Raw genomic sequence first — 24,890 nt, forward strand, 5'->3', positions numbered from 1 at the left:
GGGGCATCGCCTCAATGACCGTTTGTTTTTTTTGAGAGTTCTGTCAGAAAGAGAGAAAGTGAAAAATGAGAAAGTACAATTATATTGTTTCTGTTATTATGATGGCGCTGGGAGGTTACATTCTTTATGAGGCAAGCGCCTATGAAATCGGAACGTCAGCTCAGAAAAATCCTGCACTCTGGTTACAGTTTCTGGCCGGCGCGCTGATTCTGCTTTCTGTTGCGTTGATTATAGAGACTATTTTCAGTCACGCCCCGGAAATGGATACGGTTCTCATTGACTGGAAGAGTACCGGTATGAAAAAAGTATATATGATGTTTGGCTTCGTGGTTGGCTTCGTAATTATCATGAAGATTTTTGGAATGCTGGTTGCATTGTTCTGCATCGATGTAGCGATTGAATGGATTATGGGCTGCAGAAATAAAAAGATGCTGATTGGTTTTCCGCTGGCCTTGATGATTTTTGTATATCTGTTTTTTGGACTTTTGATGAAGCTTACGCTTCCGGGCCCTATCTGGATGTAAAAAAGGAGGAAAATAATTGTGAATGTAAATGCTTTAATGATGGCTTTTTCTGCCGTTTTTACACCCTATAACGTGCTTGTTATTTGTGTAGGTACGGTTCTGGGTATTTTTATAGGAGCAATGCCGGGTATGTCATCCGTTATGGGTCTGTCCATTTTGCTTCCGTTTACCTTCCAACTGCATGGCTATGCCAGCATTATGATGCTGCTTGGAGTGTTCTGCGGATCTATTTATGGAGGATCTATTTCCGCGACTTTGATGAATACGCCGGGTACGGCAGCCTCCGCCGCAACCTGTCTGGACGCGTATCCGATGGCCGTAAAACAGAGACAGCCGGGACGGGCGCTGGCGATTTCCACGTTTTCATCTCTCTGCGGAGGCCTGTTCAGCTGCGTAGTGCTGGTATTTGGCGCTACTCTGCTTGCGAAGGTAGCATTGAATTTCAAATCTCCGGAGTATTTTGCGCTGGCTTTCTTCGGAATTAGCATTATTACGGGTGTTTCCGGAAAATCTGTTATTAAGGGTTTGATGGGAGGCGTCCTTGGCTTATTGTTCGCTTCCGTAGGCGTAGACAATTTTACGGGAACAGCGAGACTGACCTTCAATAACTCTTTTTTGAAGGGTGGTCTGGGTATGGTTCCGATTCTGATCGGTGTATTTGCGTTTGCGCAGGCGCTGAAGACGATTGAAGAGAAGTATAATGAGGTGCCGTTTACAGAAAAGGTAGTGATTGAGCGTGTACTTCCCAGAAGAGAAGACCTGAAGCGGATTGGACCGACAATTCTCCGTTCCGCTATCCTTGGCACATTCATTGGCGCGATCCCGGGAACCGGCGGAGATATTGCTTCCTGGGTAGGATATAATGAGGCGAAGCGGTGGTCAAAGCATAAAGAAGAGTTTGGTCATGGAGCGCCGGAAGGAATTGCCGGCTCGGAGGCCGCCAATAACGCAATTGCCGGTGGTGCTTTTGTTCCGCTTCTGGCACTGGGTATTCCGGGTGATGCCGGTACGGCGGTTATGCTGGGCGCATTGACTATGATGGGAATTGTCAGCGGACCAATGCTGTTCGTTGAGAGCCCGGAGCAGGCATATACCATTTTTATTGGACTTTTTGTAGCGAATATTCTCATGGGCGTTTTTGGATTCTCCATGATTCGTATATTTGGTAAAGTAATCAATATTCCAAACAAATATCTGGTTCCGGTTATTGTGACCTTCTGTGTGTCTGGTACTTTTGCGCTGAATCGATACCGTGAAGAGATTTTTCTGATGCTGATTATCGGTATTATCGGATATTTTCTGATTAAACTGGATTTCGCAATGCCGCCGATTATCCTTGGCCTGGTTCTGGGAGGACTTGCGGAAAAAAATGCCAGACGTGGTCTGGATTTACTTTCAGGTACAGAGACTATCTGGCAGCATCCGATTGCCATTGCCTTCGTAGTCCTCGGAATTATTTCCCTGGCGTCGCCGGCTATTGGTACAATGCTGAAAAAAAGGAAAGCAGCAAAGGCGAACGGATAGAAGCGAAAGAGGAGAGACTTTATGGCAGAAGGGTGTATGTATTGTGAAGCAGGGGATGAACGCAGACTGGAACTGATGACCCCGATTGTTGACTTGAAAGTTTCCACCCTACATTTCTATCGGGAACAGTCCTACCCGGGCAGATGTGTTTTGGTTTATCATAAACATATCCAGAAGCTGACGGATTTGGAACCGGAGGAATATATGGCATTTTTCGAGGATGCTTCGAAAGCTGCTCAAAAGCTGACAGAATTATATCATCCCGACAAGATCAATTATCTGATACTGGGAGATCTCTGCCCGCATCTTCATCTGCACCTGGTTCCCAAGTATCAGGGCGGAACAGATTGGGGAAGGATGTTTCAGATGATGCCGGAGGCTCACAAAATTTTGACGGCGGAAGAAGAAGCGGCTGAGGTCCTGAAGATTAAAAGGGCATTGGAGGAATGAGGTATGGATTTTAAGAGAAGAAGTGAAATAGGAGAAAATCATCTGCCCGGACGTGTTGTCCAGAATGCGGTGGGAAGAAACAGCGCGGTAGCCAGTGAAAAAATGACGGTCAGTTATTGTACTTACTCTGCGGAGAGTGGACCGATGGCACCTCATAACCATGCGGAAGAGTCAGTGGTTGTTTTGGATTGCAAGGATGCTTATGTGAAGTACGGTTCCGGTCCTGACAGCCTGGAACATACTGTAAAGCTTCAGAAGGGGGATTTGATGCATTTCCCGGAGCTGGAGTGGCATGTGTTTGGATACGAGGAGGGCGGCTTTCTGGATGCGCTTTGCATCTATGGTCAGGTGACCAACATTCGTCCTGAAGAGATTCAGAAATAAAGAGATAAAAAAGGCGTGTGGAACATGATGTTTCACACGCCTTTTTTGATGGTGCGCCTGGCGGCGCACGTTTCTAAGAATCAGCAGTCAGTATTTCCGCAATTTCCCGTAAAGTTGATGTTTCTCCGACATTTCCAGGGAAAATAATATAAGGAATGCCGGGAAAGAGACTCTCTGCATCGGTTTTCCAGACCGGAATACCGGGCTTTACCTGCCCCATGACAAAGGCGCGTTTTACACAGAGAGCTTTTGTGGCAATATCGCTGGAGGTAATACCGCCTTTAGCGATAAGAAATGCCGGTGTGACCTTTAAATGCTTTACAATGCTTTGCAGACCATCGGAAATACGTACCGAGCGCAGCAGGGCGCTTTCCGGAGTATCATCTTCCTGTGCGATAAGAGATCTTCCGGTGTATATTACCACATTTTTTCCTTCTTTCAGGGCATTTTCACATGCAGATCTTGTCCGGATAATTTCTTGCTGAAATCTATCGTTTCCTTCAAGAACAAGCTCGGAATGGAAGGGAATATCTTCAAAAGCAGAAAGCTTCAGAAGCTCCTGGAGCTGGGAAGTGGATTTCTGTGTATGGGATCCGACTACAACAAGACCTGCTCCTGTGTGTGTTCCCAGCATAGCTTCACGAGACAGGAGAGGCTGGGAGGAAACGCCGCCGAGCACCTTTACGATGGAAGCGGCAGAGCGGAGCATATAATGCTTTCCGCTGTTTATAGCGGCTGCCAGAGCCTGACAGAAGGGAATCAGGTCAGAATATTCTGTCGCGTTTATCACAATCTTGCAAAAATGCTCTGCGCGAAGAAGCAGTTCCCGGATGGAAGCGATGTCCTTTGAGCGTAACAGATCCAGTGAAACGCAGAGAACAGAATCCGCGGGATACTGCCCTGCGGTCTTTTCTTCAATATAATGGCGCAGATCAGATGAAGTGTAACCGAAGGTCGGGTCTTTGGCAAATTCTGTTTCCGCAGCCGGAATCAACTGCTCACCGGATTTTACATAATGAATATTGTCCATGGTGAGGCGTCCGCCCTCCAGAAAGAAAGGACAGAGGATTTCCCCGTCAAAATGGGGAGCGCCCAGGGCTTCCAGAGTCTGTCGTAAGGTTTCGGTTTCCAGAGGATAATGTCCGCGCAGAGTGGAATCACTGCGGCTGATCAGAAGGAACGGAATACCTGTTTCCTGCGAAACCTGCCAGACGCGTTCTGCAATTTGTGTATGAACCTCTTTTGTCTGTTCTGCCGTAAAGCTTCTGGAATTGGTAAGAATGTAAAAGAGAGGTTCAGATCCCGTGAAGCCGGCGCGGATATTCTCCAGGCTCCAGTCGGTATAAACGTAAATATCATGTACGGTCTGTACGCCAGTTGGGTCGTCATCCAGAACCACAAGCTTGTGCTTGGGTAGATAGGGAGTCATCATGGTGCTTCCTCCTGTTTAAATGAAATAGATGCTTTTATACATTGCCGTTTTTAAAAAGATGGATTTTCTCTTTGGCAAGGGCAACAACTTCTGCTTTTCCGGAATTGGACATGGTATAAAAGTCACCGCTTTCCACTTCCTTTGTGAGACCTCTGACATAAGCCAGACGAATTTCTGTTGCCACGTTGATCTTGCGGATGCCGAGAGAAATAGCCTTTTGAATCATATCTCCCGGGATGCCGGAACCGCCGTGGAGAACAAGCGGAACAGAAGATATATCGTTGACCTCGGAGAGGCGGTCAAAATCGAGGTTGGGAAGTCCTTTATAGATACCGTGGGCATTTCCGATTCCGACGGCAAGGGCATCTACGGTAACGGCTCTGTTGAAAGCTTCCACATCTTCTGTGCGTACCAGAAAGGGCTTACTGTCATCATGGCTGATGTCGTCCTCTACCCCCAGAATGCAGCCGAGCTCGGCCTCCACGGTAGCGCCTGCGGCTCTGGCCATTTCCAACGCTCTTTTAGAAATTTCTACATTTTCATGGAAAGGAAGCTTAGAGCCGTCGATCATGACAGAAGTAAAGCCACAATCAAGAGCCATACGCACCTGCTCCAGACTCTGTCCGTGATCCAGATGAAGGACTACGGGGATGGGAGATTTTTTGGCCAGAACCTGCGCAGTGGCAGCCAGGAGAGCCAGCTTACCGTCTTTGATGGCAGCCTGTCCCACGGCCAGAATAACAGGGTAATTTTCTTCCTCAGAAGCTTTAATAATGCTCTGGACGATTTCCATATTGTCAATGTTAAAGGCTGGAATTGCGGCTTTTTTTTCTTCGGCAAATGCCAGAACTTCCTTTAGGGTTGTAAGCATTTTATAAGTCCTCCTTTTGTGTGTTTTATATCTGTGATGATAAGGTCTCGTTCATATATTTCAGGACCTTGTCCAGTGTGGGAGCTGCGATGCGACCTCCCAGTCCTTCGCAGGACAGACTGGCAAATACATTGGAGAAGTAGAGACGTTTGTTCATATCCCAGTCCTGGCTCATGGCATAGAGAAATGCCCCGTGGAAATTATCTCCGGCACCCAGGGTGTCAACCAGCTGAACGGAGATAGCCGGAGCGTGATACCAGTTTTCCCCGTCAAAGCCGATAGCGCCTTTTTCTGCTGCAGTTACAGCTGCAAAACGAGCGCCGTGTTCTACATAATATTGGCAGGCTTCACGGGGCTCCAGTCCAAGTGTTTTCATGGCAGTTTTATGGTCCGGAATAAAAATATCCGTGTAGGGAAGAAGCTGATCCATCAGCTTGCGTGGAATATTACCGCCGTCAATGGACAGTAATGCATCCGTATGTTCCTTGCAATATTGCGCAAGCTGCAGCATCAGCTCTGGATTCATGACACCTAAGTGAAGAAAACGGGTTCGATGAAGAGGGGATAAATCGATCCGGTCAAAGGTCATTTCACGAATACAACCGCCATAACTGGTAATACATCGCTTTCCATTTTTTTCCACTTGAATCATGCTGATGGAAGAGGGCGCCTTATCCGTGTGCAGGAGCTGAAGACAGGCGTAATTCTGGGCAAGCATGTCTGCACTGATATATTCTCCGGTTTCATCTTCTCCTACGATAGAAATCAAAGCTGTTTTTCCGCCAAGCTTATGGTGTGCGGCAGCGGCAGTGCTTGCGACGCCCCCCAAAGATATAACAAACTGGCTGGCAGAGATACGCTGATCGCTTTCGGGCGGGGTGTCTACCAGCATGATCATATCTTTTGTACTGGAACCGATAAACAGAGCGTTATAGTCCATAAAAGATACTCCTTTCAAATATTCTGTTATTTTCAGTATAACATATATATTGTGAAAAAAAAGTGGTTTAAAAAGAACCTTAAACCAGGAAGGCTGGATATGGGAATAAGGATTCATACCGTGTTGTTTTGAGGGCCGGAATTCAGAGAAAGTGATATTAGGATGCATATTCCTGATTGAAATTTCAGAAAGCATTGTACTCGCGGAGAAAAACGTCTATAATGATAGAAAATGAAAAAATAGACCAGATATAGTAAGGGAGCAGAAGAGATGGCGACGAAAGAAAGGCCTATAAAAAAAGGAAAATTGTCTGAAGTGGTAGTGGAAAGATTGAACGCGAAAATTCGTTCCGGGGAATTAAAGGCAGGAGAAAAGCTTCCGACGGAAAGAGCTATGGCAGAGAGTATGGGAGTAAGCCGGACTGTCATCCGGGAAGCAATCCGAATTATGGTGGATAAGAATGTACTGGAGCTAAAGAATGGCTGCGGTTACGTGCGTCAGCTTTCCTTTGATGAAATCATGGAAAATATGTCAGAGATGTTCGATTTGGACGAGGTATCCATTTTGGAAATTATGGAGGTCCGAATGGTGCTGGAAAATTATATTGTAAAAAAAGCCGTAAAGAATATTACCGGGGAGCAGATAGAAGAGCTTCAGAAAGAAATTGATAAAATGGCACAGATTATGAATGAGAGGGACGACGCAGTTGAACAGGAAAGCGCCTTCCACAGAGGTCTGGCAGAGGCTACAGGAAATAGCGCCTTAAAAAGTGTCTACGTGTTATGTGAGGACTTGCTGAGAAGGGCACAGAGAGACAGCTGGCGGGTTGCCAAAGCAATCGGGGCGCCCAACACAGCTGTTGCGGATCATCAGGCGATTTTAGACGCGATTCAGGAAAAGAGTGAAAATCGCGCGGAATTATTGATGCAGGCCCATATGGATTATGCGTATCAGAATCTGAAGCATCTGTATGGAAAAGAAGAAAAGAAATAGTTGAAAATATACCTGAGGCTCCGGTTTATCCGGAGCTTTTTTGCCCCCTTTATAAGCGAAAATCTGCAAGATTGACAAAAGAATGACAAACACGGAGAAACACCAAAAATCACCATTTTATACAAAAACTGGAAAATATAACAGAGGATTGTGTTAATTTAACATAAAAACCTAACTGAATTGCGGGAATCTATCAAAAAATAACATGAAATCCGGGTTGGGGGGTTGTTAATGGTTTAACATTGTAGTATAATGATAAAGATTGATAGAAATTTATCAAAAAACAAAATTTATCAAAAAAATACCAAAAAAGAACCAAAAAAAACAAAAGGAGGTAGTCAAATGGTGTACAGCTACTATCCGGGCTGCACGTTAAAGAACAAAGCGCAGGACCTGGACCGATACGCCAGAATGTCGGCAGAAGCCCTGGGATTTACCCTGGAGGAAATCGAAGCCTGGCAGTGCTGCGGAGCCGTCTATCCGCTGGCGTCCGATGAGATCGCCACAAAGCTGTCCGCAGTCCGCGCCCTGAACGACGCAAAGGAGAAGGGACAGGATCTGGTAACCCTCTGCTCCGCCTGTCATCACGTAATCAAGCGTGTCAACGACGATATGCAGAATGTGGAAGATATCCGTACCAGAGCCAACAATTATCTGAACCTGGCAGAGCCCTATGAAGGAGAGACAAAGGTCCTTCATTATCTGGAGGTTCTCCGTGACCGCATCGGTTTTGATACCATTCGGGAAAAGGTGACACATCCCCTGACCGGACGGAAAATCGGCGCGTATTATGGCTGTATGCTGCTTCGCCCCAGTGATATCATGGCCTTTGACGATCCGGAGAATCCGACCATTATCGAAGACTTTATCCGGGCCCTGGGCGCTGAGCCGGTGGTGTATCCCTACCGGAACGAGTGCTGCGGCGGTTATGTGTCCCTGAAGGATAAGCCCCTGGCCGGTACGATGGTAGACCGGGTCATGGAATCCGCGGCAGATCACGGAGCGGAAGAACTGATTACCGCCTGTCCTCTGTGCCTCTATAATCTGAGAACCAGCGGAAGCGCGAAAAAGCTTCCGGTTACGTATCTGACAGAGCTTCTGGCAGAGGCTCTTGGCCTGATTCCTGAGAAAAATGCGGAAGGAGGAGCAGAAGATGCAGAAGGCTGATATGGCGAAGGCCGATAGACTTCGGGAGATGAGCGGCGTCAACACCCGGAAATGTATGAAATGCGGAAAATGCTCCGCGACCTGTCCCGCTTATGAGGAGATGGATATCCGTCCCCATCAGTTTGTTTCTTATGTGGAGAATGGCGACATAGAGCCCCTTTTAAATTCCACCACCATCTGGAAATGTCTTTCCTGCTTTGCCTGCGTAGAGCGTTGTCCCAGAGATGTAAAGCCTGCGAAGCTCATTGAGGCGGTACGGCAGATGGTAGTAAGACAGCGGGGCGGCAATTATTTAAGCCCCAACGAGATACCCGAATTACTGGATGAGGAATTGCCCCAGCAGCTGCTGGCCAGCGCGTTCCGCAAATACAGCAAATAATCAGGAGGTGAAAAAACGTGCAGAGAATAGGAGTATTTGTCTGTCATTGCGGTACAAACATAGCTGCGACGGTAGATATCGGACGGGTGGTAGCGGCAGCAGCGAAGGAGCCGGGCGTCGTTCACGCGGAAGATTATCAGTATATGTGTTCCGAAGCAGGACAGCTGAAAATCCGGGAGGCCATCGAGCAGAAACACCTGACAGGTATCGTTGTCTGTTCTTGTTCCCCCAGAATGCATGAGAATACATTTCGCCAGGCGGCAAAGCGGGCCGGTATCAATCCCTACATGGTAGAGATTGCCAATATCCGCGAGCATTGCTCCTGGATTCATAAAGATATGGAGGAAGCGACCGAGAAGGCCATTATCCTGGCCCGGGCAGCCATCGCTAAGGTTATGCTGAACGCGCCTCTGACGCCGGGCACCAGCCAGGTTGTAAAGCGCGCCCTGGTGATTGGCGGCGGTATCGCGGGTATCCAGACCGCACTGGATATTGCGGAGGCAGGCTACGAGGTAGATATCGTAGAGAAGACTCCCAGTATCGGAGGCCGTATGTCCCAGCTTGATAAGACCTTCCCGACTCTGGACTGCTCCGCCTGCATCCTGACTCCGAAAATGGTGGAGGCTGCGGCCCATGAGAAGATTACCATTTATACATATAGCGAGGTAGAGAAGGTCAGCGGCTTCGTAGGCGATTTCCATGTGGATATCCGGAAAAAAGCCAGAAGCGTGGATATGAGCAAGTGTACCGGCTGCGGCGTCTGCCAGGAGAAGTGTCCTTCCAAGAAGGCTCCCAATGAATTCAACCGGGGACTGAATACACGAAGCGCGATCTATACGCCCTTCGCCCAGGCGATTCCCAATGTTCCGGTGATTGACCGTGAAAACTGTATAAAATTCAAGACCGGAAAATGCGGCGTCTGCGCCAAGGTATGTCAGGCGGGCGCAATTGATTACGAGCAGAAGGACGAGATCATTACCGTGGATTACGGCGCTATCGTCGTGGCGACCGGCTTTGATACCATTAAGCTGGATCAGTACGATGAATATGCGTATAACCAGAGCCCGGATGTCATCACGTCCCTGGAGCTGGAGCGTATCATGAACGCGGCAGGCCCCACCAAGGGCCACCTGGAGCGTATGTCCGATCACAAGGCTCCCAAGTCCATCGTATTTGTCCAGTGCGTGGGTTCCCGCTGCGCGGACAAGAGAGGAAAGAGCTACTGCTCCAAGATTTGCTGTATGTATACAGCGAAGCACGCCATGCTGATTCGTGACAAATATCCGGACGTAGATGTGACCGTCTTCTACATCGACGTGCGTACTCCCGGCAAGAACTTCGACGAGTTCTATCGTCGGGCAGTGGAGGAGTATGGAGTCCATTACATCAAGGGTCAGGTAGGAAAGGTAGCGCCCCAGGGCGATAAGCTGCTGGTACAGGCCTCTGACCTGCTGGACAACAGACAGATTCGTATGGAAACAGATATGGTTGTCCTGGCTACTGCCATTGAGCCGAATCCGGATGTGAGAAAGATTGCCACCATGCTGACAGCCAGCATTGATACCAACAATTTCCTGACTGAGTCCCATGCCAAGCTGCGTCCGGTGGAGTCCCCCACAGCGGGAATCTTCCTGTCCGGCGTCTGCCAGGGACCCAAGGATATTCCGGAGACCGTAGCCCAGGCCGGAGCCGCTGCTGTAAAGGTGATAGGACTTCTGGCGAAGGATCATCTGGTTACCAACCCCTGTACGGCCAAAGCAGATCCGATCTTCTGTAATGGCTGCTCCACCTGTGAAAAGGTATGTCCTTACGGAGCGATTTCCTACGAGGATCAGCTGGTAAATGATCACGGTATCCGTGAGACGAGACGGGTAGCCGTTGTGAACAGTGCTCTCTGTCAGGGCTGCGGAGCATGTACCGTTGCCTGCCCGTCCGGAGCTATGGATCTGCAGGGCTTCTCAAACAGACAAATTCTTGCGGAGGTAGATGCGATATGCAGGTAGAAAATACAGAATTTAGACCGAAGATTGTAGCGTTCTGCTGCAACTGGTGCTCCTACGCAGGCGCAGACCTGGCGGGAAGCAGCCGACTTGCTTACCCGGCGGATGTAAAGATTATCCGCGTGCCCTGTTCCTGCCGTGTGAACCCCATGTTTATCCTGAGAGCCTTCCAGAGGGGAGCGGACGGCGTGATTCTCTGCGGCTGCCATCCGGGAGACTGTCATTACACCACAGGAAACTATTACGCAAGAAGACGTATGACGCTGCTTTTCTCCATGCTGGATTACCTGGGCGTGGAAAATGGACGTACCCGCGTAGAGTGGGTGTCTGCGGCCGAGGGCGTGAAGTTCTCCACCACCATGAATGAATTTGTAGCGAAAATTCATGAACTGGGAGAAAATGTAAGATTGGAGGATCTGCGATGCAAGGGTTAATCGAGAGAGCGAAAGAGCTTCTGGCAGACGGAACCGTAGCGCAGGTTCTGGGCTGGAGAAAGGGCGATATGGGATACGATCCGGAGCCGGCTTATTTCTATAAGGAAGAAGATTTACAGGATTTTGTTTACGACGCGTTCTGCGGCGCAAACTTAAGCAAATATATGATTGAGGCCTCCAAGCTGGAGGGCAGGACGCTGGTATTCTTAAAGCCCTGCGATACCTACAGCTTTAACCAGCTGATCAAGGAGCACCGGGTTGACCGGGAAAAGGCTTACATCATCGGTGTGGGCTGCAAGGGTACCTTAAAGCCGGAGAAAATCCGCGACGCGGGTATCAAGGGCATCAAGAGCGTGACCATCGACGGCGATACCCTGAAATTTGAGACCATCTATGGCGAGAAGGAGCTGCCCTTTGCCGACGCCCTTCTGGAACGCTGCAAGGTATGTAAGGGTAAGAAGCACATGGTATATGACGAGCTGATTGGCACGGCAGAGGACGAGGAGGCAGGTCCGGTGGGCAACCGCTTCGAGGAAGTGGAGAAGCTGGAGGCCATGAGTCCGGAGGAGCGTTTTCATTTCTGGCAGGAGCAGCTTTCCAAATGTATCCGCTGCAACGCCTGCCGCAATGTGTGTCCGGCCTGCAGCTGCCGCAAATGTGTCTTCGACAGCAGCCAGTATGACAGCAATCAGAAGGCGAATGCCGATACCTTTGAGGAGCAGATGTTCCATATTATCCGTGCCTTCCATGTGGCAGGACGGTGTACCGACTGCGGCGAGTGCAGCAGAGTCTGTCCCCAGGGCATTCCGCTTCACCTTTTAAACCGCAAGTTTATCAAGGATATTGACACCTTCTACGGCGAGTATCAGGCGGGAGCCGATACGGATTCCAGAGGCCCGCTGACGGACTTCACCTTTGATGACGTGGAGCCTGGCATTGTACAGACGAGAGGGGGACATTAAGCATGTATCAGATAGCGAAGAATAAGCTGAACGAGCTTTACGGAGCCATCAGTGCAAGGGAAGACTTATTTCTCCCGGTACAGAAAGCCGGACAGACCAATTACGGACTGTGGACCGAAGAGGCCGTGGTGGATATCGATACGCTGAAGACCGTGAAGTCCGGTAAGGACTGCTTCTTCCCCCAGAGCGAGGTGCTCTACAAGAGCCGTTATGAGGGCGGAAAGGTCAGTATCGACCCGGCAGAGCTTCAGAATCAGCCCTTTGTGGTATTCGGCATGCGTGCCTGCGATGTGCGTGCGGTGAAGGTTCTGGACAATGTGTTCCTGACGGATCCGGTGGATACCTATTACGCGGCCAGAAGAGAGCATGGCACCATTGTATCCCTGGCCTGCAAAGAGCCGGATGAAACCTGCTTCTGCAAAAACTTTGATGTGGATGCGGCGGAGCCGGGCGCGGACGTGGAGACCTGGTTTGTGGGCGACACTTTGTATTGGAAATCTCTTACAGAAAAAGGTGAGACCCTGACTGCATTCGTGAAAGAAGCCCTGGCAGACTCCTTTATGGAAGCAGACGCAGCAGGAGAAAAAGCAGTGGCAGAGGAGCAGGCGACGATTCGCGCCATCATCGAGAAGCTTCCCCTGTCTCACCTGGATTTGTCCCGGTTCAAACCGGAAAATACCATGGAGCTTTTTGATTCCCCGCTGTGGGAGGAGCTGTATAAGCCCTGTCTGGCCTGCGGAACCTGCACCTTCGTGTGTCCCACCTGCCAATGCTACGACATCCGTGATTTTGATGGAGGCAAGGCCGGAATTCAGCATTACCGGTGCTGGGATTCCTGCATGTATTCCGATTTTACCATGATGGCTCATGGCAATATGCGTACCAGTCAGCTTCAGCGCTTCCGTCAGAGATTTATGCATAAGCTGGTTTATTATCCGGCCAACAATGACGGCATGTATTCCTGCGTAGGCTGCGGCCGCTGCGTCAGCAAGTGCCCGTCATCCTTAAATATTGTAAAAGTTATTAAGAAACTGGGAGGTGAGGGAAATGAGTGAATGTACCTGCGGCGGACATGCAAATGATATCAGAGTAGACGCGCTGATTCCTATGATTGGCGTGGTGACGGATATCCGCACGGAAACTCCGGACGTTAAAACCTTCCGGGTAGTGGGAAGAGACGGCAAGAAGCTTTTTGAGCATATGCCGGGTCAGTGTGCCATGGTATCGGTTCCCGGTGTGGGCGAGGCAATGTTCTCTATCACATCTTCCCCCACCAACAAAGAGTATCAGGAGTTCAGCATTAAGCGTTGCGGCTCCCTGACAGATTACCTGCATGGAATGAATGTGGGAGACGAGATTACCGTGCGCGGCCCCTACGGAAATGCCTTTCCGGTGGAGACAGCGCTGAAGAAGCAGAATCTTCTGTTTATCGCCGGAGGAATCGGTCTTGCGCCCCTTCGCTCTGTCATCAACTACGTGCTGGATAACCGGGACAATTACGGTACGGTAGATATTCTCTACGGTTCCCGTTCCGCGGACGATCTGGTGCAGCTTAAGGAGATTCAGGAGGTCTGGATGAAGACGCCGGGCGTCAATGTATATCTGACCATCGACCGGGAGCAGGAGGGCTGGGACGGCCATGTGGGCTTCGTTCCTTCCTATTTGAAAGAAATCGGCTTCGATACCAATAAGACCGTACTGGTCTGCGGACCGCCCATCATGATTAAATTCGTACTGACGGGTCTGATGGAGCTGGGCTTCAACAAGACCCAGGTGTACACCACCCTGGAGCTTCGTATGAAATGTGGTATCGGCAAATGCGGCCGCTGCAACATCGGCGCCAAATACGTCTGCAAAGACGGCCCCGTATTCCGCTGCGACGAAATTGATGAACTTCCCCCTGAATATTGATAGGCAATGAGCAGTGCATAGACAGGAAGCATCCGACAGGCGTCGTGCTAGCACGTAAGAATGGAGGAGGGTTCCTGGATATATAGGGCGAAGCCCACAAGCGAGAAGAAGCGAAGCTTTTTCGAGCCTGAGCACTGCGGAGTAGAGAGAGAAAGGAAAAAAGAACATGCAGGAAATGGTAAACGTATATTTCTATGGAAAAAAGTATTCCGTACCCGCTGAGCTTACCATCATGACGGCTATGGAATACGCAGGCTATAAGCTGGTGCGCGGCTGCGGCTGCCGCCACGGCTTCTGCGGAGCCTGCGCAACCATTTACAGAATCAAAGGCAATAACGAGCTGAAGACCTGCCTGGCCTGTCAGACACAGGTACAGGAGGGCATGTACATCGCGACCCTGCCCTTCTTCCCGGCAGACAAGCGAAACTACGATATGGATGAGATCAGTGCGAAGCAGCGTGTGATGATGGATCTCTACCCGGAGATCTACAGCTGCATCGGCTGCAATGCCTGCACCAAGGGCTGTCCCCAGTCCTTAAATGTCATGCAGTATATCGCTTACGCTCAGCGCGGTGATTTCGAGAAGTGCGCGGAGGAATCCTTCGACTGTATCGGCTGCGGTATCTGTACCTCCCGCTGCCCGGCAGGCATTTCCCACCCCATGGTAGGCGTGCTGGCCAGAAGACTGACCGGAAAATACATTGCCCCGAAGGCGGAGCATCTGGAGAAGAGAGTGGAGGACATTCACCACGGCGCTTTCGACGACCTGATCGAGCAGATTATGCAGAAGCCCATCGAGGAAATGAAGGAACTGTACAACAACCGAGAGATTGAGAAATAGGAGGGGAGCGGACTATGTATACAGCGGAAATGCTGGAATCTATTAAAAAAGTAGAGGCCACAAGAGCACAGCGTATCGGTGTAGAGCCGAGACGAATGACAGCAGAGGAAAAGGACGCGCTCCTGAAAGAGTTCCATCCGGATTACCGGGAGGATGGATTCCAGGAGATCAAGGTCGGCCCCAATAAGGGCGAAAAGGCTCCCTATGAGCTTGGTACCCTGCTCCATTCCAACAGCCGGATTTTAAATGTACCGATTGATCTGGATAAAGTAGATTATGATGTGGATGTTCTGATCATCGGCGGCGGCGGAGCCGGTTCTTCCGCAGCTATCGAGGCGCATGAGGCAGGTGCCAACGTTATGATGGTGACCAAGCTTCGGATCGGTGACGCCAACACCATGATGGCAGAGGGCGGTATCCAGGCTGCGGATAAGGAAAATGATTCTCCTCAGCAGCATTATCTGGACGCCTTCGGCGGCGGACATTTTGCGGCAAGACCCGAGCTTCTGCGCCGCCTGGTTATGGAAGCACCGGACGCAATCCAGTGGCTCAATGACCTGGGCGTTATGTTTGATAAGGACAAGGACGGCCGGATGATTACCACACACGGCGGCGGAACCTCCAGAAAGAGGATGCACGCCTGCAAGGACTATTCTGGAGCGGAGATCATGCGTGTGCTCCGCGACGAGGTATGGAACCGTCAGATTCCGGTGGTAGATTTTACCGCGGCTGTAGAGCTGATTAAGGATGACAAAGGACAGGTGGCAGGCGCTGTCCTCCAGAATATGGAAACCGGAGAGTATAAGGTGGCGAGAGCCAAGACCGTTATCATTGCTACCGGCGGAGCAGGAAGACTGCATTATCAGCACTTCCCCACCTCCAATCATTACGGAGCAACTGCAGACGGACTGGTGATGGGCTATCGTGCGGGAGCGCCGCTTCTGTACCAGGATACAATTCAGTATCACCCCACCGGAGCGGCTTACCCGGCGCAGATCTTCGGCGCGCTGGTTACAGAGAAGGTTCGTTCCGTAGGCGCAATGCTGATCAATGTGGACGGCGAGGCCTTCATGCATCCGCTGGAGACCCGCGACGTATCCGCAGCCTCCATTATCCGGGAGTGTACGGCAAGAGGCAAGGGTGTTCCCACGCCGACCGGTTATGGTATCTGGCTGGACACCCCGATGATTGAGATGATTCACGGAGAGGGCACCATTGAAAAGAGAATTCCGGCTATGCTTCGTATGTTCTTGAACTACGGTATCGATATGAGAAAGCAGCCGATTCTGATTTACCCGACCCTTCATTATCAGAACGGAGGTCTGGAGATCGGCGGCGAGGGCTTTACCAAGGTAATCCCGAATCTGCTGGTAGCAGGCGAGGCGGTAGGCGGTATCCACGGAAGAAACCGTCTGATGGGCAATTCCCTTCTGGATATCATTGTATTTGGCCGCAATGCAGGTAAGGCTGCGGCACGCAAGTGCAAAGAGGTAGAACTGGGAACGATGAATCTGGATCATCTTAAGAGCTATGCACAGGAGCTGGAAAAGGCAGGACTACATACAAACGAGGTTTCTCCGATGCTGCTGCCAAACTATACCTTCGGTATGCCGAAGTAAGAGAAGCAGACGGAAAATGACAGCAATTGGGGGTTGTGCTATGGGGATTATTACATGGTTTCAGGAGTCCGTACTATCGAATACGCTGATGATGGTGTTTCTGATTGCCGTTATCGGTTATCTGGTAGGAAGTATTAAAATCTGCGGCCTTGAGCTGGGGACCGCCGGCATTTTGCTGGTGGCCCTGGTCTTCGGCCACTTTGGGGTAGAGATTCCCTCCCTGGTGCGGGAACTGGGATTGATTTGTTTTGTAACCTCGGTAGGCTTTATTGCCGGACCGAAATTTTTCCGGAATTTTAAAAATAACGCCACGTCCTATATTTTACTGGGTATTCTGGTTATCGGCGCGGGCGCGCTGACCTGTGTGGCTGTGATTAAAATTTTTGGAATTCCGGTGGATATCAGCGTGGGTATGATGACCGGCGCGCTTACCAGTACGCCGGGACTGGCGGCAGCCCTGGAGGCGACCGGCTCTGACGCGGCCTCTGTAGGTTATGGCATCGCGTATCCCTTCGGCGTTGTGGGCGTGGTGCTTTTCGTCCAGCTGGTTCCAAAGCTTCTGCATACGGATATGGCGGCAGAGCGGGCGAAGTTCGAGGCTGCTGCAGGCGTGGAGGTGGCGGAGTTCCACAAAACCAAGAAGGAAGATTTGTTCTATGCGGACAGTATGGGCTTCTTCCCGTTTTCTCTGGCCATTGCTCTGGGCATCATTCTGGCGAAGATTGAAATCCCCCTTCCGGGAGGTGCGGTCTTTTCCCTGGGTACTTCAGGCGGTCCGCTGATTGCGGGACTGATTCTCGGTCACTTCGGTCATTTCGGAAAATTGAGCGTACAGGTGGAGAAGCATGTCCTGGAGTGCCTAAGGGAATTCGGCCTGGCGCTGTTCCTTCTGGGAGCCGGAACCCAGGCGGGCGCGGGCTTCATCGAAATTCTGAAGGAGCACGGGGCGCTGCTGTTCCTGTACGGAGCTCTGATGACTCTTGTTCCCATGCTGCTGGGATACGTCTTTGCGGTAAAGGTGCTGCATCTGTCGCTGTTTAACTGTCTGGGATCTATCTGCGGCGGTATGACCAGTACGCCGGCCCTGGGAACCCTGATTCGTGTGACGGAGACCGACGACGTGGCCAGCGCCTATGCGGCGACCTATCCCATTGCGCTGGTGGCGGTGGTGCTGGCCAGCCAGTTTATCAGTTTGTTATTATAAACTCATAGGCCAGAACTATAGAATTATAAAATGTATCGAATTGTTTTATACATGGCAATGTGCTATATTACAGCTATGGAGGTGAAGTATCATGCGCGAGATTAAGACCGCTGAGATCACAGACGTCGTAGAGCGCCTGTGTATTGAAGCCAATGAGCAGCTGCCGGAGGACATTAAAGGAGCCATCCGCCGCTGCAGAGCATGTGAAGACTGGGAGACAGCCCAGGGGGTTTTAGACAAAATTATCGAGAACTTTGAAATTGCGGGAGAGGAGCATGTACCCATCTGTCAGGATACGGGTATGGCCTGTGTATTCCTGGAGATTGGTCAGGACGTACATATCACAGGCGGCGATCTGCGGGAAGCCGTAGATGAAGGCGTACGCCGCGGCTATGACAAGGGATACCTTCGAAAATCCGTTGTAAAGGATCCGGTACGCCGCGGTAATACCGGCGACAATACCCCGGCTATGCTGTATACGGAGATTGTACCGGGTGAGCAGATTAAGATTACCGTGGGTCCCAAGGGATTTGGAAGTGAGAATATGAGTGCCATCCGCATGTTTAAGCCGTCTGCGGGAATTGAGGGCATCAAAAGCTTTATCCTGGAAACCGTAGAGGCAGCAGGACCGAATCCATGTCCGCCCATGGTAGTCGGCGTAGGTATCGGAGGTACCTTCGATAAATGCGCGCTGCTGGCGAAAAAAGCACTGATGCGCAATACCGAGGAGCCGAATCCGGATCCCTATTATGCAGATTTGGAAAAAGAAATGCTGGAAAAGATCAACGAGCTCGGCATCGGACCCCAGGGCTTCGGCGGAAAGACCACCGCTCTGGCTCTGAACATTGAGACTATGCCGACCCATATCGCAGGCATGCCCTGTGCAGTCAATATCAACTGTCATGTAACACGCCATAAGACGGAGGTGATCTAGGATGGAGAAACATATTCAGCTGCCTCTGACAGAGGAGCTTGCGAAAACCCTGCACGCAGGCGACAGCGTGTATCTGACCGGAACCATCTATACATCCCGTGACGCGGGACACAAGCGCATGTGCGAGGCTCTGGCGCGTGGGGAAAAGCTTCCCTTTGATCCGACGGACGCCACCATTTACTATGTGGGACCGACTCCGGCGAAGCCGGGTCAGGTCATCGGAAGCGCGGGACCGACCACCAGCGGCCGTATGGACGCTTACGCGCCGACCATGATGAGCGTGGGCGCCAGAGGTATGATTGGCAAGGGCGCCAGACTTCCGGAGGTGGTGGAAGCCATGAAGAAGTATCATGGTGTTTACTTTGGGGCGATCGGAGGAGCGGGAGCGCTTCTGGCGAAATGCATCAAAAAATGTGAACTGATCGCATACGAGGATCTGGGCGCGGAAGCGCTTCGAAAGCTCTATGTGGAAGATATGCCGCTCGTAGTTATTATTGACAGCGAGGGAAATAATCTGTATGATGAGGGAAAAGCAGCCTATCTGGCCAGTAAAAAGAACTAGATTTACGAAAGGATGATTTTCCCATGTCTTTGATTCATGAAACAGAACAAGAGAAACAGATGTCCGAAGCCTTCGTGAACAGCGCCTTTCTGGCGCTGTCCGGAGGCTTTCAGGACGCTTATACCTATTTTACGAGAGAAGAGGTCTTCTCCAATGCCCAGACCGGCAACGTGGTGCTGATGAGTCAGCATTTCATGTGCGGCGAGTGGATGGCGGGTCTTCGCTACCTGTTCCCGATTCTGTCTTTTGCGGTGGGCGTCTGGGTGGCCGAGCAGATTCAGGGTCGGTACCGGTACGCAAGGAAGCTTCACTGGCGGCAGAGTATTCTTCTGCTGGAAATTGTTATTTTGTTTGTAGTCGGGTTTATTCCCACCCGTCTGGATATGATGGCGACCGCCCTGGTTTCTTTTTCCTGCGCCATGCAGGTACAGTCCTTCCGCAAGGTCAACGGTTATTCCTACGCCAGCACCATGTGTATCGGCAACTTAAGAAGCGGTATTGCGGCGCTGTCCGGCTATGTGAGGGAGCACAAATCCTCCCAGGCAGAACAGATGCTTTATTATTTTGGTATCATTTTCCTGTTTGCCCTGGGCGCAGGCGTGGGCGGCGTGCTGTCTATGAATCCGGCTGTGAGCATCCGGGCCATCTGGGTGTCCTGCGCGCTGCTGCTTGTGAGCTTCTGTCTGATGTTTATTGAAAAACCGAAGATATCTTAACGGTCAGAAACGCAGCACAACGACTGGACAAGACAGAGTGACAGATGGTTGAAAAGGAGAGCGAAGATGGCAAAAAAAGAAAAAGAAATCAAGACCAACGCCATGCGTCTTCTGGAGCAGAAGAAGATTCCCTACACGGTACATACCTACGACGGTGAGGAATTCCACGACGGCGTCAGCGTGGCGGATATGCTGGGTCAGCCCCATGAGATTGTATACAAGACTCTGGTGACGGTGGCGAAGAGTAAAGAACATTATGTGTTTGTAATCCCCATTGAGGCGGAGCTGGATCTGAAAAAGGCGGCGAGAGCCGTTCATGAAAAATCAGTTGAAATGCTTCCCTTAAAGGAACTGACGGATCTGACCGGCTACGTCCGGGGCGGCTGCACCTGCATTGGTATGAAGAAGCAGTTTCCGGCGGTGCTGGACGAGAGCGCGAAGCAGTTTCCACGAATTATGGTCAGCGGCGGACGGCGCGGCTCCCAGATCGAAGTGAATCCGGAAGATCTGATGCGGGCGGCAGGCGGGACCTTTGCCGACGTTGTGATGGAATAGACTTATCATATAATAGAAGAAACAAAAGGAGGCGGAAGCGAACATTCCGCCTCCTTTTCTCTGTATTTTTCACAAAACGATCATATTTCCCTGTTATAATAGACAGAAATCAAGTATAATAAAAAATAATTTCTGTATAAATAAGAGGCAGGAGGATTCGTGATGGATAAATTAAAAATTCTGGTAGTGGACGATGAGAGCAGAATGCGGAAGCTGGTCCGGGATTTTCTGGTAAAACAGAACTATGAGGTACTGGAGGCCGGGGACGGCGCGGAGGCCCTGGACATTTTTTTCGGCACGGAGGGAATCGCCTTGGTGATTCTGGACGTGATGATGCCGAAGATGGACGGCTGGCAGACCTGCCGGGAGATTCGTGCGTATTCCAAGGTGCCGATTATCATGCTGACAGCCAAATCTGACGAGCGGGATGAACTGCAGGGCTTCGATCTGGGCGTGGACGAGTATATATCCAAGCCCTTCAGCCCCAAAATTCTGGTAGCCCGGGTGGAAGCGATTCTCCGGCGTACCAGCGCCAGAGGCGTGGACGAGGTGCTGGATGCAGGAGGCATTTCCCTGGATAAGGCGGCGCATATCGTGACCGTGGACGGCAGGCAGCTGGATTTGAGCTTTAAGGAATTTGAGCTGCTGACTTATTTTATGGAAAATCAGGGAATCGCCCTTTCCAGGGAGAAGATTCTGAACAATGTGTGGAACTACGACTATTTCGGTGACGCCCGGACCATCGACACCCATGTGAAGAAGCTTCGAAGCAAGCTGGGCGACAAGGGTGACATGATCAAGACCATCTGGGGCATGGGCTATAAATTCGAGGTGGGCTGAGTATGGAACATTCTGTCAAGCATCCGGGAAAGCATTCTATCAAGCGGCAGATGGCCGCTATCTTCATCGGTGTATTGGCGGCGGCATTTCTGTGTGTTGGCCTGATCAATGCTTTTTTTCTGAAGGATTATTATATGTCTGAAAAACAGAAAGCCATCATCAGTGCTTACGAAGCCCTGAATAAGGGCGTCAGCAACGGGCTTACCAATGACGACGATTTCAAGGCAGGCATGGAGCTTATCTGCAACACGGACAATATCTCCATCTTCGTTATGGATAACAGCGGCGAGCCAAAGCTTGCCACAAACCGGGATTATCAGATTCTGCAGAAAAAGCTGTACAGTTATATTTTTGAGGCGGACACTCAGAATTCCATAGTGTTGGATACTGCGGACAATTACACGATTCGGGAGAGCCGGGATCATTTTTCCCAGGCGGATTACCTGGAGATTGTGGGCACCCTGGATTCCGGCGAGCCCTTTATTATGCAGACGGCCATCGAGAGCATCCGGGACAGTGCAGCCATTTCCAACCAGTTTTTCCTCTATGTGGCGCTGACGGCCATGGTATTCGGTTCCCTTCTGATCTGGTGGCTGTCCAGACGGATTTCTGAGCCGCTGCTGGAGCTGACGGACATCTCCAGGCGCATGGCGGATCTGGATTTTAACGCGAAATTTACGTGCGATATCGACAATGAAATTGGTGTGCTGGGCAAGCATATGAATGAGATGTCGGAAAATCTGGAAAAGATCATTTCAGAGCTGAAGACTGCCAACAACGAATTGCAGCGGGATATCGAGCAGAAGACCCAGATCGATGAGATGCGAAAGGAATTCCTGTCCAACGTATCCCATGAACTGAAGACGCCCATCGCCCTGATTCAGGGCTACGCGGAGGGTCTGAAAGAGTGCATCAATGATGATGCTGAAAGCCGGGACTTTTACTGCGAGGTCATCATGGATGAGGCCCGGAAGATGAACACCATGGTGAAAAATCTGCTGTCCTTAAATCAACTGGAATGTGGCAACGATGTGGTTACCATGGAACGGTTTAATATTGTATCACTTATCCGAAATGTTTTAAATTCTTCGAAAATTCTTATGGAGCAGAAGGGAATCCATCTGATTTTCAAAGAAGAGGAGCCGGTCTACGTATGGGCCGATGAATTTAAGATCGAAGAGGTCGTGACCAATTACATCAGCAACGCCATCAATCACTGTGATTTCGATAAAGTTATCGAGGTCAAGCTTCACCGGGAAAATGAGCTGGTGCGGGTATCTGTCTTTAATACCGGCAAGCCGATTCCGGAAGAGGATCTGGATAAGGTCTGGATCAAATTCTATAAAGTGGACAAGGCCCGGACCCGGGAGTACGGCGGCAGCGGCATCGGTCTGTCCATCGTCAAGGCCATTATGGATTCCCTGCACCGGGAGTGTGGTGTGCGTAACTATGATAATGGCGTGGAGTTCTGGTTTGAGCTGGATGCCAAGGTGCAGGCGTAAGAGAGAGGCATTTTTATATGATAAGAAAACACATATACTTTTCTGGCCGCGTCCAGGGTGTAGGCTTCCGCTATCAGGCAGCGTACTCTGCCCGGAACCTTGGCCTTACCGGCTGGGTGCGGAACCTGAGCGACGGACGGGTGGAGATGGAGGTTCAGGGGAGGGAGTCCTTGATTTCCCAGCTGATCCTCAGGCTGAAAAATCAGCCCTATATCCGGATTGAGGGCGTAGAATATCAGGAACTTCCGGTGGAAGTGGGAGAAACGAAATTCAGCACCCGGTTTAGCTATTGAATAAACCGGGAGAAAAAGAACAGGGAGAACAGAAGATGTGTGAATTATATTTCAGAAACGAAGGGCTTCGATGGAAGGCGAGGGAAGGACAGACCCTTCTTGAGGCAGCGGTGGAAGCGGGAATATCTCCGGACGCGCCCTGCGGAGGAAAGGGAAGCTGCGGAAAATGCCGTGTACGGGTAAATGGTGAGCTTGTGCTTGCCTGCCAGACGAAGGCTGCGGACGGTATGGAGATCGATACCTTATGGGAAAGGGAACAGGACACACAGATTCTGACCGAGGGACATACAGAAGACAGAAAAAAGACAATAGTGAATCCGGGAACGCTTCCGGGAGACGTAAAAGATCCGCTTCTGGCGGCGGCAGATGTGGGCTCTACCTCTGTGGTGGTGTATCTTATGGACGCCCGGACCGGAAGAGAACTGGCGGTCAGAAGTATGCTGAATCCTCAGCGCCAGTATGGGGCTGACGTGGTGGAGCGGGGAAATTATGTGTTGAAGCACGGGCCGGAGCAGCTGTATCGCTGTATCCGCCGGGCGGTCAGTGATTTGCTTGCCCAGGCGGCGGAGGCAGCAGGAAGAACTGCGGAGGATATTGTCCGGGTAGCGCTTGTGGGCAACAGCTGTATCCACCATCTGTTTCTCGGGCTTCCGATTGACACGTTGGTAAAAGCTCCTTATAATCCGGTGGTGAAGGGAGCGCTTAAGCTTCCGGCGGCGAAATTTGATGTGCGGATCCATCCGCAGGGGGAGATACTCTGGCTGCCCAATATTGGGGGCTTTGTAGGCGCGGATACAGTCGGCGGCATTTTGGCGTCCCGTATTTATGAGAAAGAAAAGCCGACTCTGTTGGTGGATATCGGAACCAATGGGGAAATTGTTCTGGGAGACAGGCAGGGACTTATGGCCTGCTCAACGGCAGCGGGACCGGCCTTTGAGGGTGCCAAGATTACCTGTGGTATGCGTGGAACCGAAGGAGCGATTGATAAGGTATGGCTTGAGAATGGAAAGCTTTCCTGGCATGTAATCGGGGAAGGGGAGCCGAAGGGGATCTGCGGATCCGGTCTTCTGGATGCGACGGCCTGTCTCCTCCGTCTTGGAAAGCTGGACGAAACCGGGCGCATGGAAGAGCAGACGGTATCTTTTACGGAGCAGGTGTATCTGAATCAGCGTGATATCCGGGAGCTGCAGCTGGCGAAGGCGGCTATCTGCGCAGGTATCCGGCTGTTATGCAGTCATCGCGGCATAAAGGTGGATGAGATAGATACCCTCCTGATAGCCGGAGCCTTTGGCAATTATATGAATCCGGCCAGCGCATGTGCCATTGGTCTGCTGCCGCCGGAGCTGGAGAATCGAATTCTTTCGATCGGAAACGCGGCAGGCGAGGGCGCAAAAATGGCAGTGCTGAATCAGGAGGAGTTCAAGAGAAGCAGCAGACTTTCCGAAGAGACTCGTTTTGTAGAACTGGCCTTGGAGCGGAATTTCCAGGATGTCTATGTAGAGGAACTGCTTTTCCCGGAAGAAGAGGAATAAAAGCAGTTACAAGTTTACATAATTGTAGAAAAAGTAGATACTGTAGAAAAAATAGAAAAAGTTTTAAAAATTTTGAAAAAAGGTGTTGACATTCTCTTGCACCCGTGATAAAGTATAGAAGCTGTCGCGAGGGACAGCGGTTCACTTCAAAGCGAAGCAAAGAACTTGAAAAACTTCTTCAAAAAAAGTTAAAAAAGTTCTTGACAAGTGAGAATGAATGTGATAAGATAATCAAGTCGCTTCAGTGAGGCGGCAACGATAAATCAAAACGAACCTTGATAACTGAACAGTGTAAACCTTGAAAATTCTAAGAGAATAATT

General features: G+C 50.6%; 26 protein-coding genes. 23 read left to right on the forward strand and 3 right to left on the reverse strand.

From position 1 onward, the window contains the following. Positions 1-65 precede the first annotated feature (65 nt). The 4 genes from WMO29_RS12480 to WMO29_RS12495 are packed head-to-tail and all read left to right on the forward strand — an operon-like array spanning position 66 to position 2,882. Positions 66-524, forward strand: a complete 459-nt coding sequence (locus WMO29_RS12480; protein WP_349165019.1) for a tripartite tricarboxylate transporter TctB family protein — start codon at positions 66-68, stop codon at positions 522-524. Positions 525-542: 18 nt separating this feature from the next. Next, positions 543-2,048, forward strand: coding sequence for a tripartite tricarboxylate transporter permease (locus tag WMO29_RS12485; protein WP_349165020.1), 1,506 nt, complete (start codon positions 543-545; stop codon positions 2,046-2,048). Between the two features lie 21 nt (positions 2,049-2,069). Further along, entirely contained in the window at positions 2,070-2,498 is a 429-nt protein-coding gene (locus WMO29_RS12490; protein ID WP_349165021.1) for an HIT family protein, read from the forward strand. A 3-nt stretch (positions 2,499-2,501) separates the two neighbouring features. After that, positions 2,502-2,882, forward strand: a complete 381-nt coding sequence (locus tag WMO29_RS12495; RefSeq protein WP_349165022.1) for a hypothetical protein — start codon at positions 2,502-2,504, stop codon at positions 2,880-2,882. A gap of 73 nt (positions 2,883-2,955) precedes the next feature. Here the strand turns inward: WMO29_RS12495 and WMO29_RS12500 are convergent, their stop codons facing one another. Genes WMO29_RS12500 through WMO29_RS12510 form a run of 3 tightly spaced genes read right to left on the reverse strand, consistent with a single transcriptional unit; the run spans position 2,956 to position 6,125 of the window. Continuing rightward, on the reverse strand, positions 2,956-4,314 hold the full coding sequence (locus tag WMO29_RS12500; protein ID WP_349165023.1) for a four-carbon acid sugar kinase family protein: 1,359 nt from the start codon (positions 4,312-4,314) through the stop codon (positions 2,956-2,958). A gap of 34 nt (positions 4,315-4,348) precedes the next feature. Further along, positions 4,349-5,185 carry a class II fructose-bisphosphate aldolase gene (locus tag WMO29_RS12505; protein WP_349165024.1) on the reverse strand — a complete coding sequence of 279 codons (837 nt, stop codon included), beginning with the start codon at positions 5,183-5,185 and terminating at the stop codon, positions 4,349-4,351. Between the two features lie 25 nt (positions 5,186-5,210). After that, entirely contained in the window at positions 5,211-6,125 is a 915-nt protein-coding gene (locus WMO29_RS12510) for a carbohydrate kinase family protein (protein ID WP_349165025.1), read from the reverse strand. 270 nt (positions 6,126-6,395) lie between these two features. On the opposite strand from WMO29_RS12510, the gene WMO29_RS12515 reads away from it, so the two are divergent. The 19 genes from WMO29_RS12515 to WMO29_RS12605 all read left to right on the forward strand — a co-directional run bounded on the left by WMO29_RS12515 (position 6,396) and on the right by WMO29_RS12605 (position 24,569). Further along, positions 6,396-7,118, forward strand: a complete 723-nt coding sequence (locus WMO29_RS12515) for a FadR/GntR family transcriptional regulator (RefSeq protein ID WP_349165026.1) — start codon at positions 6,396-6,398, stop codon at positions 7,116-7,118. A 342-nt stretch (positions 7,119-7,460) separates the two neighbouring features. Further along, positions 7,461-8,285 carry a CoB--CoM heterodisulfide reductase iron-sulfur subunit B family protein gene (locus WMO29_RS12520; protein ID WP_349165027.1) on the forward strand — a complete coding sequence of 275 codons (825 nt, stop codon included), beginning with the start codon at positions 7,461-7,463 and terminating at the stop codon, positions 8,283-8,285. Next, complete coding sequence (locus WMO29_RS12525) at positions 8,272-8,664, forward strand: 4Fe-4S dicluster domain-containing protein (RefSeq protein WP_158364904.1); 393 nt, start codon at positions 8,272-8,274, stop codon at positions 8,662-8,664. Before WMO29_RS12520 ends, WMO29_RS12525 begins: the two co-directional genes overlap by 14 nt. 17 nt (positions 8,665-8,681) lie before the next feature. Then, on the forward strand, positions 8,682-10,667 hold the full coding sequence (locus tag WMO29_RS12530; protein ID WP_349165028.1) for a 4Fe-4S binding protein: 1,986 nt from the start codon (positions 8,682-8,684) through the stop codon (positions 10,665-10,667). Beyond that, entirely contained in the window at positions 10,658-11,098 is a 441-nt protein-coding gene (locus tag WMO29_RS12535) for a hydrogenase iron-sulfur subunit (RefSeq protein ID WP_186872041.1), read from the forward strand. Before WMO29_RS12530 ends, WMO29_RS12535 begins: the two co-directional genes overlap by 10 nt. Beyond that, complete coding sequence (locus WMO29_RS12540; protein WP_349165029.1) at positions 11,086-12,060, forward strand: 4Fe-4S dicluster domain-containing protein; 975 nt, start codon at positions 11,086-11,088, stop codon at positions 12,058-12,060. The genes WMO29_RS12535 and WMO29_RS12540 overlap by 13 nt, the downstream gene beginning before the upstream one ends. A 2-nt stretch (positions 12,061-12,062) precedes the next feature. After that, complete coding sequence (locus WMO29_RS12545; RefSeq protein ID WP_349165030.1) at positions 12,063-13,115, forward strand: 4Fe-4S dicluster domain-containing protein; 1,053 nt, start codon at positions 12,063-12,065, stop codon at positions 13,113-13,115. Then, positions 13,108-13,971, forward strand: coding sequence for an FAD/NAD(P)-binding protein (locus WMO29_RS12550; RefSeq protein ID WP_349165031.1), 864 nt, complete (start codon positions 13,108-13,110; stop codon positions 13,969-13,971). The genes WMO29_RS12545 and WMO29_RS12550 overlap by 8 nt, the downstream gene beginning before the upstream one ends. Before the next feature lie 166 nt (positions 13,972-14,137). After that, positions 14,138-14,812 (forward strand): 4Fe-4S dicluster domain-containing protein, encoded by a 675-nt coding sequence (locus WMO29_RS12555; protein ID WP_178039819.1) that lies wholly within the window; start codon positions 14,138-14,140, stop codon positions 14,810-14,812. A 14-nt stretch (positions 14,813-14,826) separates the two neighbouring features. Continuing rightward, a complete protein-coding gene (locus tag WMO29_RS12560) occupies positions 14,827-16,431 on the forward strand; it encodes an FAD-dependent oxidoreductase (RefSeq protein WP_349165032.1) in 1,605 nt (534 codons plus the stop codon). A 40-nt stretch (positions 16,432-16,471) separates the two neighbouring features. Next, positions 16,472-17,635 carry an aspartate-alanine antiporter-like transporter gene (locus WMO29_RS12565; RefSeq protein WP_349165033.1) on the forward strand — a complete coding sequence of 388 codons (1,164 nt, stop codon included), beginning with the start codon at positions 16,472-16,474 and terminating at the stop codon, positions 17,633-17,635. A 91-nt stretch (positions 17,636-17,726) separates the two neighbouring features. Further along, on the forward strand, positions 17,727-18,569 hold the full coding sequence (locus WMO29_RS12570) for a fumarate hydratase (RefSeq protein ID WP_178039816.1): 843 nt from the start codon (positions 17,727-17,729) through the stop codon (positions 18,567-18,569). Position 18,570: 1 nt separating this feature from the next. Continuing rightward, complete coding sequence (locus WMO29_RS12575; RefSeq protein ID WP_178039815.1) at positions 18,571-19,131, forward strand: Fe-S-containing hydro-lyase; 561 nt, start codon at positions 18,571-18,573, stop codon at positions 19,129-19,131. Between the two features lie 23 nt (positions 19,132-19,154). Further along, entirely contained in the window at positions 19,155-19,847 is a 693-nt protein-coding gene (locus tag WMO29_RS12580) for a YoaK family protein (protein WP_349165034.1), read from the forward strand. A gap of 66 nt (positions 19,848-19,913) precedes the next feature. Beyond that, a complete protein-coding gene (gene ybaK / locus WMO29_RS12585; protein WP_349165035.1) occupies positions 19,914-20,402 on the forward strand; it encodes a Cys-tRNA(Pro) deacylase in 489 nt (162 codons plus the stop codon). Positions 20,403-20,564: 162 nt separating this feature from the next. Then, a complete protein-coding gene (locus WMO29_RS12590) occupies positions 20,565-21,242 on the forward strand; it encodes a response regulator transcription factor (RefSeq protein ID WP_349165036.1) in 678 nt (225 codons plus the stop codon). Between the two features lie 2 nt (positions 21,243-21,244). Continuing rightward, the gene (locus tag WMO29_RS12595; RefSeq protein WP_349165037.1) at positions 21,245-22,744 is read left to right on the forward strand and encodes a sensor histidine kinase; all 1,500 of its coding nucleotides are present in this window, start codon (positions 21,245-21,247) and stop codon (positions 22,742-22,744) included. A 17-nt stretch (positions 22,745-22,761) separates the two neighbouring features. After that, entirely contained in the window at positions 22,762-23,037 is a 276-nt protein-coding gene (locus WMO29_RS12600) for an acylphosphatase (RefSeq protein ID WP_349165038.1), read from the forward strand. Positions 23,038-23,072: 35 nt separating this feature from the next. Next, on the forward strand, positions 23,073-24,569 hold the full coding sequence (locus tag WMO29_RS12605; RefSeq protein ID WP_349165039.1) for an ASKHA domain-containing protein: 1,497 nt from the start codon (positions 23,073-23,075) through the stop codon (positions 24,567-24,569). Positions 24,570-24,890: the final 321 nt, after the last annotated feature.

It is taken from the genome of Laedolimicola intestinihominis, from assembly GCF_040096155.1.
Lineage (GTDB): Bacteria > Bacillota > Clostridia > Lachnospirales > Lachnospiraceae > Laedolimicola > Laedolimicola intestinihominis.

Coding starts and splice junctions, on each gene's coding strand:
- WMO29_RS12480 (WP_349165019.1), top strand. CDS start 66: ATGAGAAAGTACAATTATATTGTTTCTGTTATTATGATGGCGCTGGGA.
- WMO29_RS12490 (WP_349165021.1), top strand. CDS start 2,070: ATGGCAGAAGGGTGTATGTATTGTGAAGCAGGGGATGAACGCAGACTG.
- WMO29_RS12495 (WP_349165022.1), top strand. CDS start 2,502: ATGGATTTTAAGAGAAGAAGTGAAATAGGAGAAAATCATCTGCCCGGA.
- WMO29_RS12500 (WP_349165023.1), bottom strand. CDS start 4,314: ATGATGACTCCCTATCTACCCAAGCACAAGCTTGTGGTTCTGGATGAC.
- WMO29_RS12505 (WP_349165024.1), bottom strand. CDS start 5,185: ATGCTTACAACCCTAAAGGAAGTTCTGGCATTTGCCGAAGAAAAAAAA.
- WMO29_RS12510 (WP_349165025.1), bottom strand. CDS start 6,125: ATGGACTATAACGCTCTGTTTATCGGTTCCAGTACAAAAGATATGATC.
- WMO29_RS12515 (WP_349165026.1), top strand. CDS start 6,396: ATGGCGACGAAAGAAAGGCCTATAAAAAAAGGAAAATTGTCTGAAGTG.
- WMO29_RS12520 (WP_349165027.1), top strand. CDS start 7,461: ATGGTGTACAGCTACTATCCGGGCTGCACGTTAAAGAACAAAGCGCAG.
- WMO29_RS12525 (WP_158364904.1), top strand. CDS start 8,272: ATGCAGAAGGCTGATATGGCGAAGGCCGATAGACTTCGGGAGATGAGC.
- WMO29_RS12535 (WP_186872041.1), top strand. CDS start 10,658: ATGCAGGTAGAAAATACAGAATTTAGACCGAAGATTGTAGCGTTCTGC.
- WMO29_RS12540 (WP_349165029.1), top strand. CDS start 11,086: ATGCAAGGGTTAATCGAGAGAGCGAAAGAGCTTCTGGCAGACGGAACC.
- WMO29_RS12545 (WP_349165030.1), top strand. CDS start 12,063: ATGTATCAGATAGCGAAGAATAAGCTGAACGAGCTTTACGGAGCCATC.
- WMO29_RS12550 (WP_349165031.1), top strand. CDS start 13,108: ATGAGTGAATGTACCTGCGGCGGACATGCAAATGATATCAGAGTAGAC.
- WMO29_RS12555 (WP_178039819.1), top strand. CDS start 14,138: ATGCAGGAAATGGTAAACGTATATTTCTATGGAAAAAAGTATTCCGTA.
- WMO29_RS12560 (WP_349165032.1), top strand. CDS start 14,827: ATGTATACAGCGGAAATGCTGGAATCTATTAAAAAAGTAGAGGCCACA.
- WMO29_RS12565 (WP_349165033.1), top strand. CDS start 16,472: ATGGGGATTATTACATGGTTTCAGGAGTCCGTACTATCGAATACGCTG.
- WMO29_RS12570 (WP_178039816.1), top strand. CDS start 17,727: ATGCGCGAGATTAAGACCGCTGAGATCACAGACGTCGTAGAGCGCCTG.
- WMO29_RS12575 (WP_178039815.1), top strand. CDS start 18,571: ATGGAGAAACATATTCAGCTGCCTCTGACAGAGGAGCTTGCGAAAACC.
- WMO29_RS12580 (WP_349165034.1), top strand. CDS start 19,155: ATGTCTTTGATTCATGAAACAGAACAAGAGAAACAGATGTCCGAAGCC.
- ybaK (WP_349165035.1), top strand. CDS start 19,914: ATGGCAAAAAAAGAAAAAGAAATCAAGACCAACGCCATGCGTCTTCTG.
- WMO29_RS12590 (WP_349165036.1), top strand. CDS start 20,565: ATGGATAAATTAAAAATTCTGGTAGTGGACGATGAGAGCAGAATGCGG.
- WMO29_RS12595 (WP_349165037.1), top strand. CDS start 21,245: ATGGAACATTCTGTCAAGCATCCGGGAAAGCATTCTATCAAGCGGCAG.
- WMO29_RS12600 (WP_349165038.1), top strand. CDS start 22,762: ATGATAAGAAAACACATATACTTTTCTGGCCGCGTCCAGGGTGTAGGC.
- WMO29_RS12605 (WP_349165039.1), top strand. CDS start 23,073: ATGTGTGAATTATATTTCAGAAACGAAGGGCTTCGATGGAAGGCGAGG.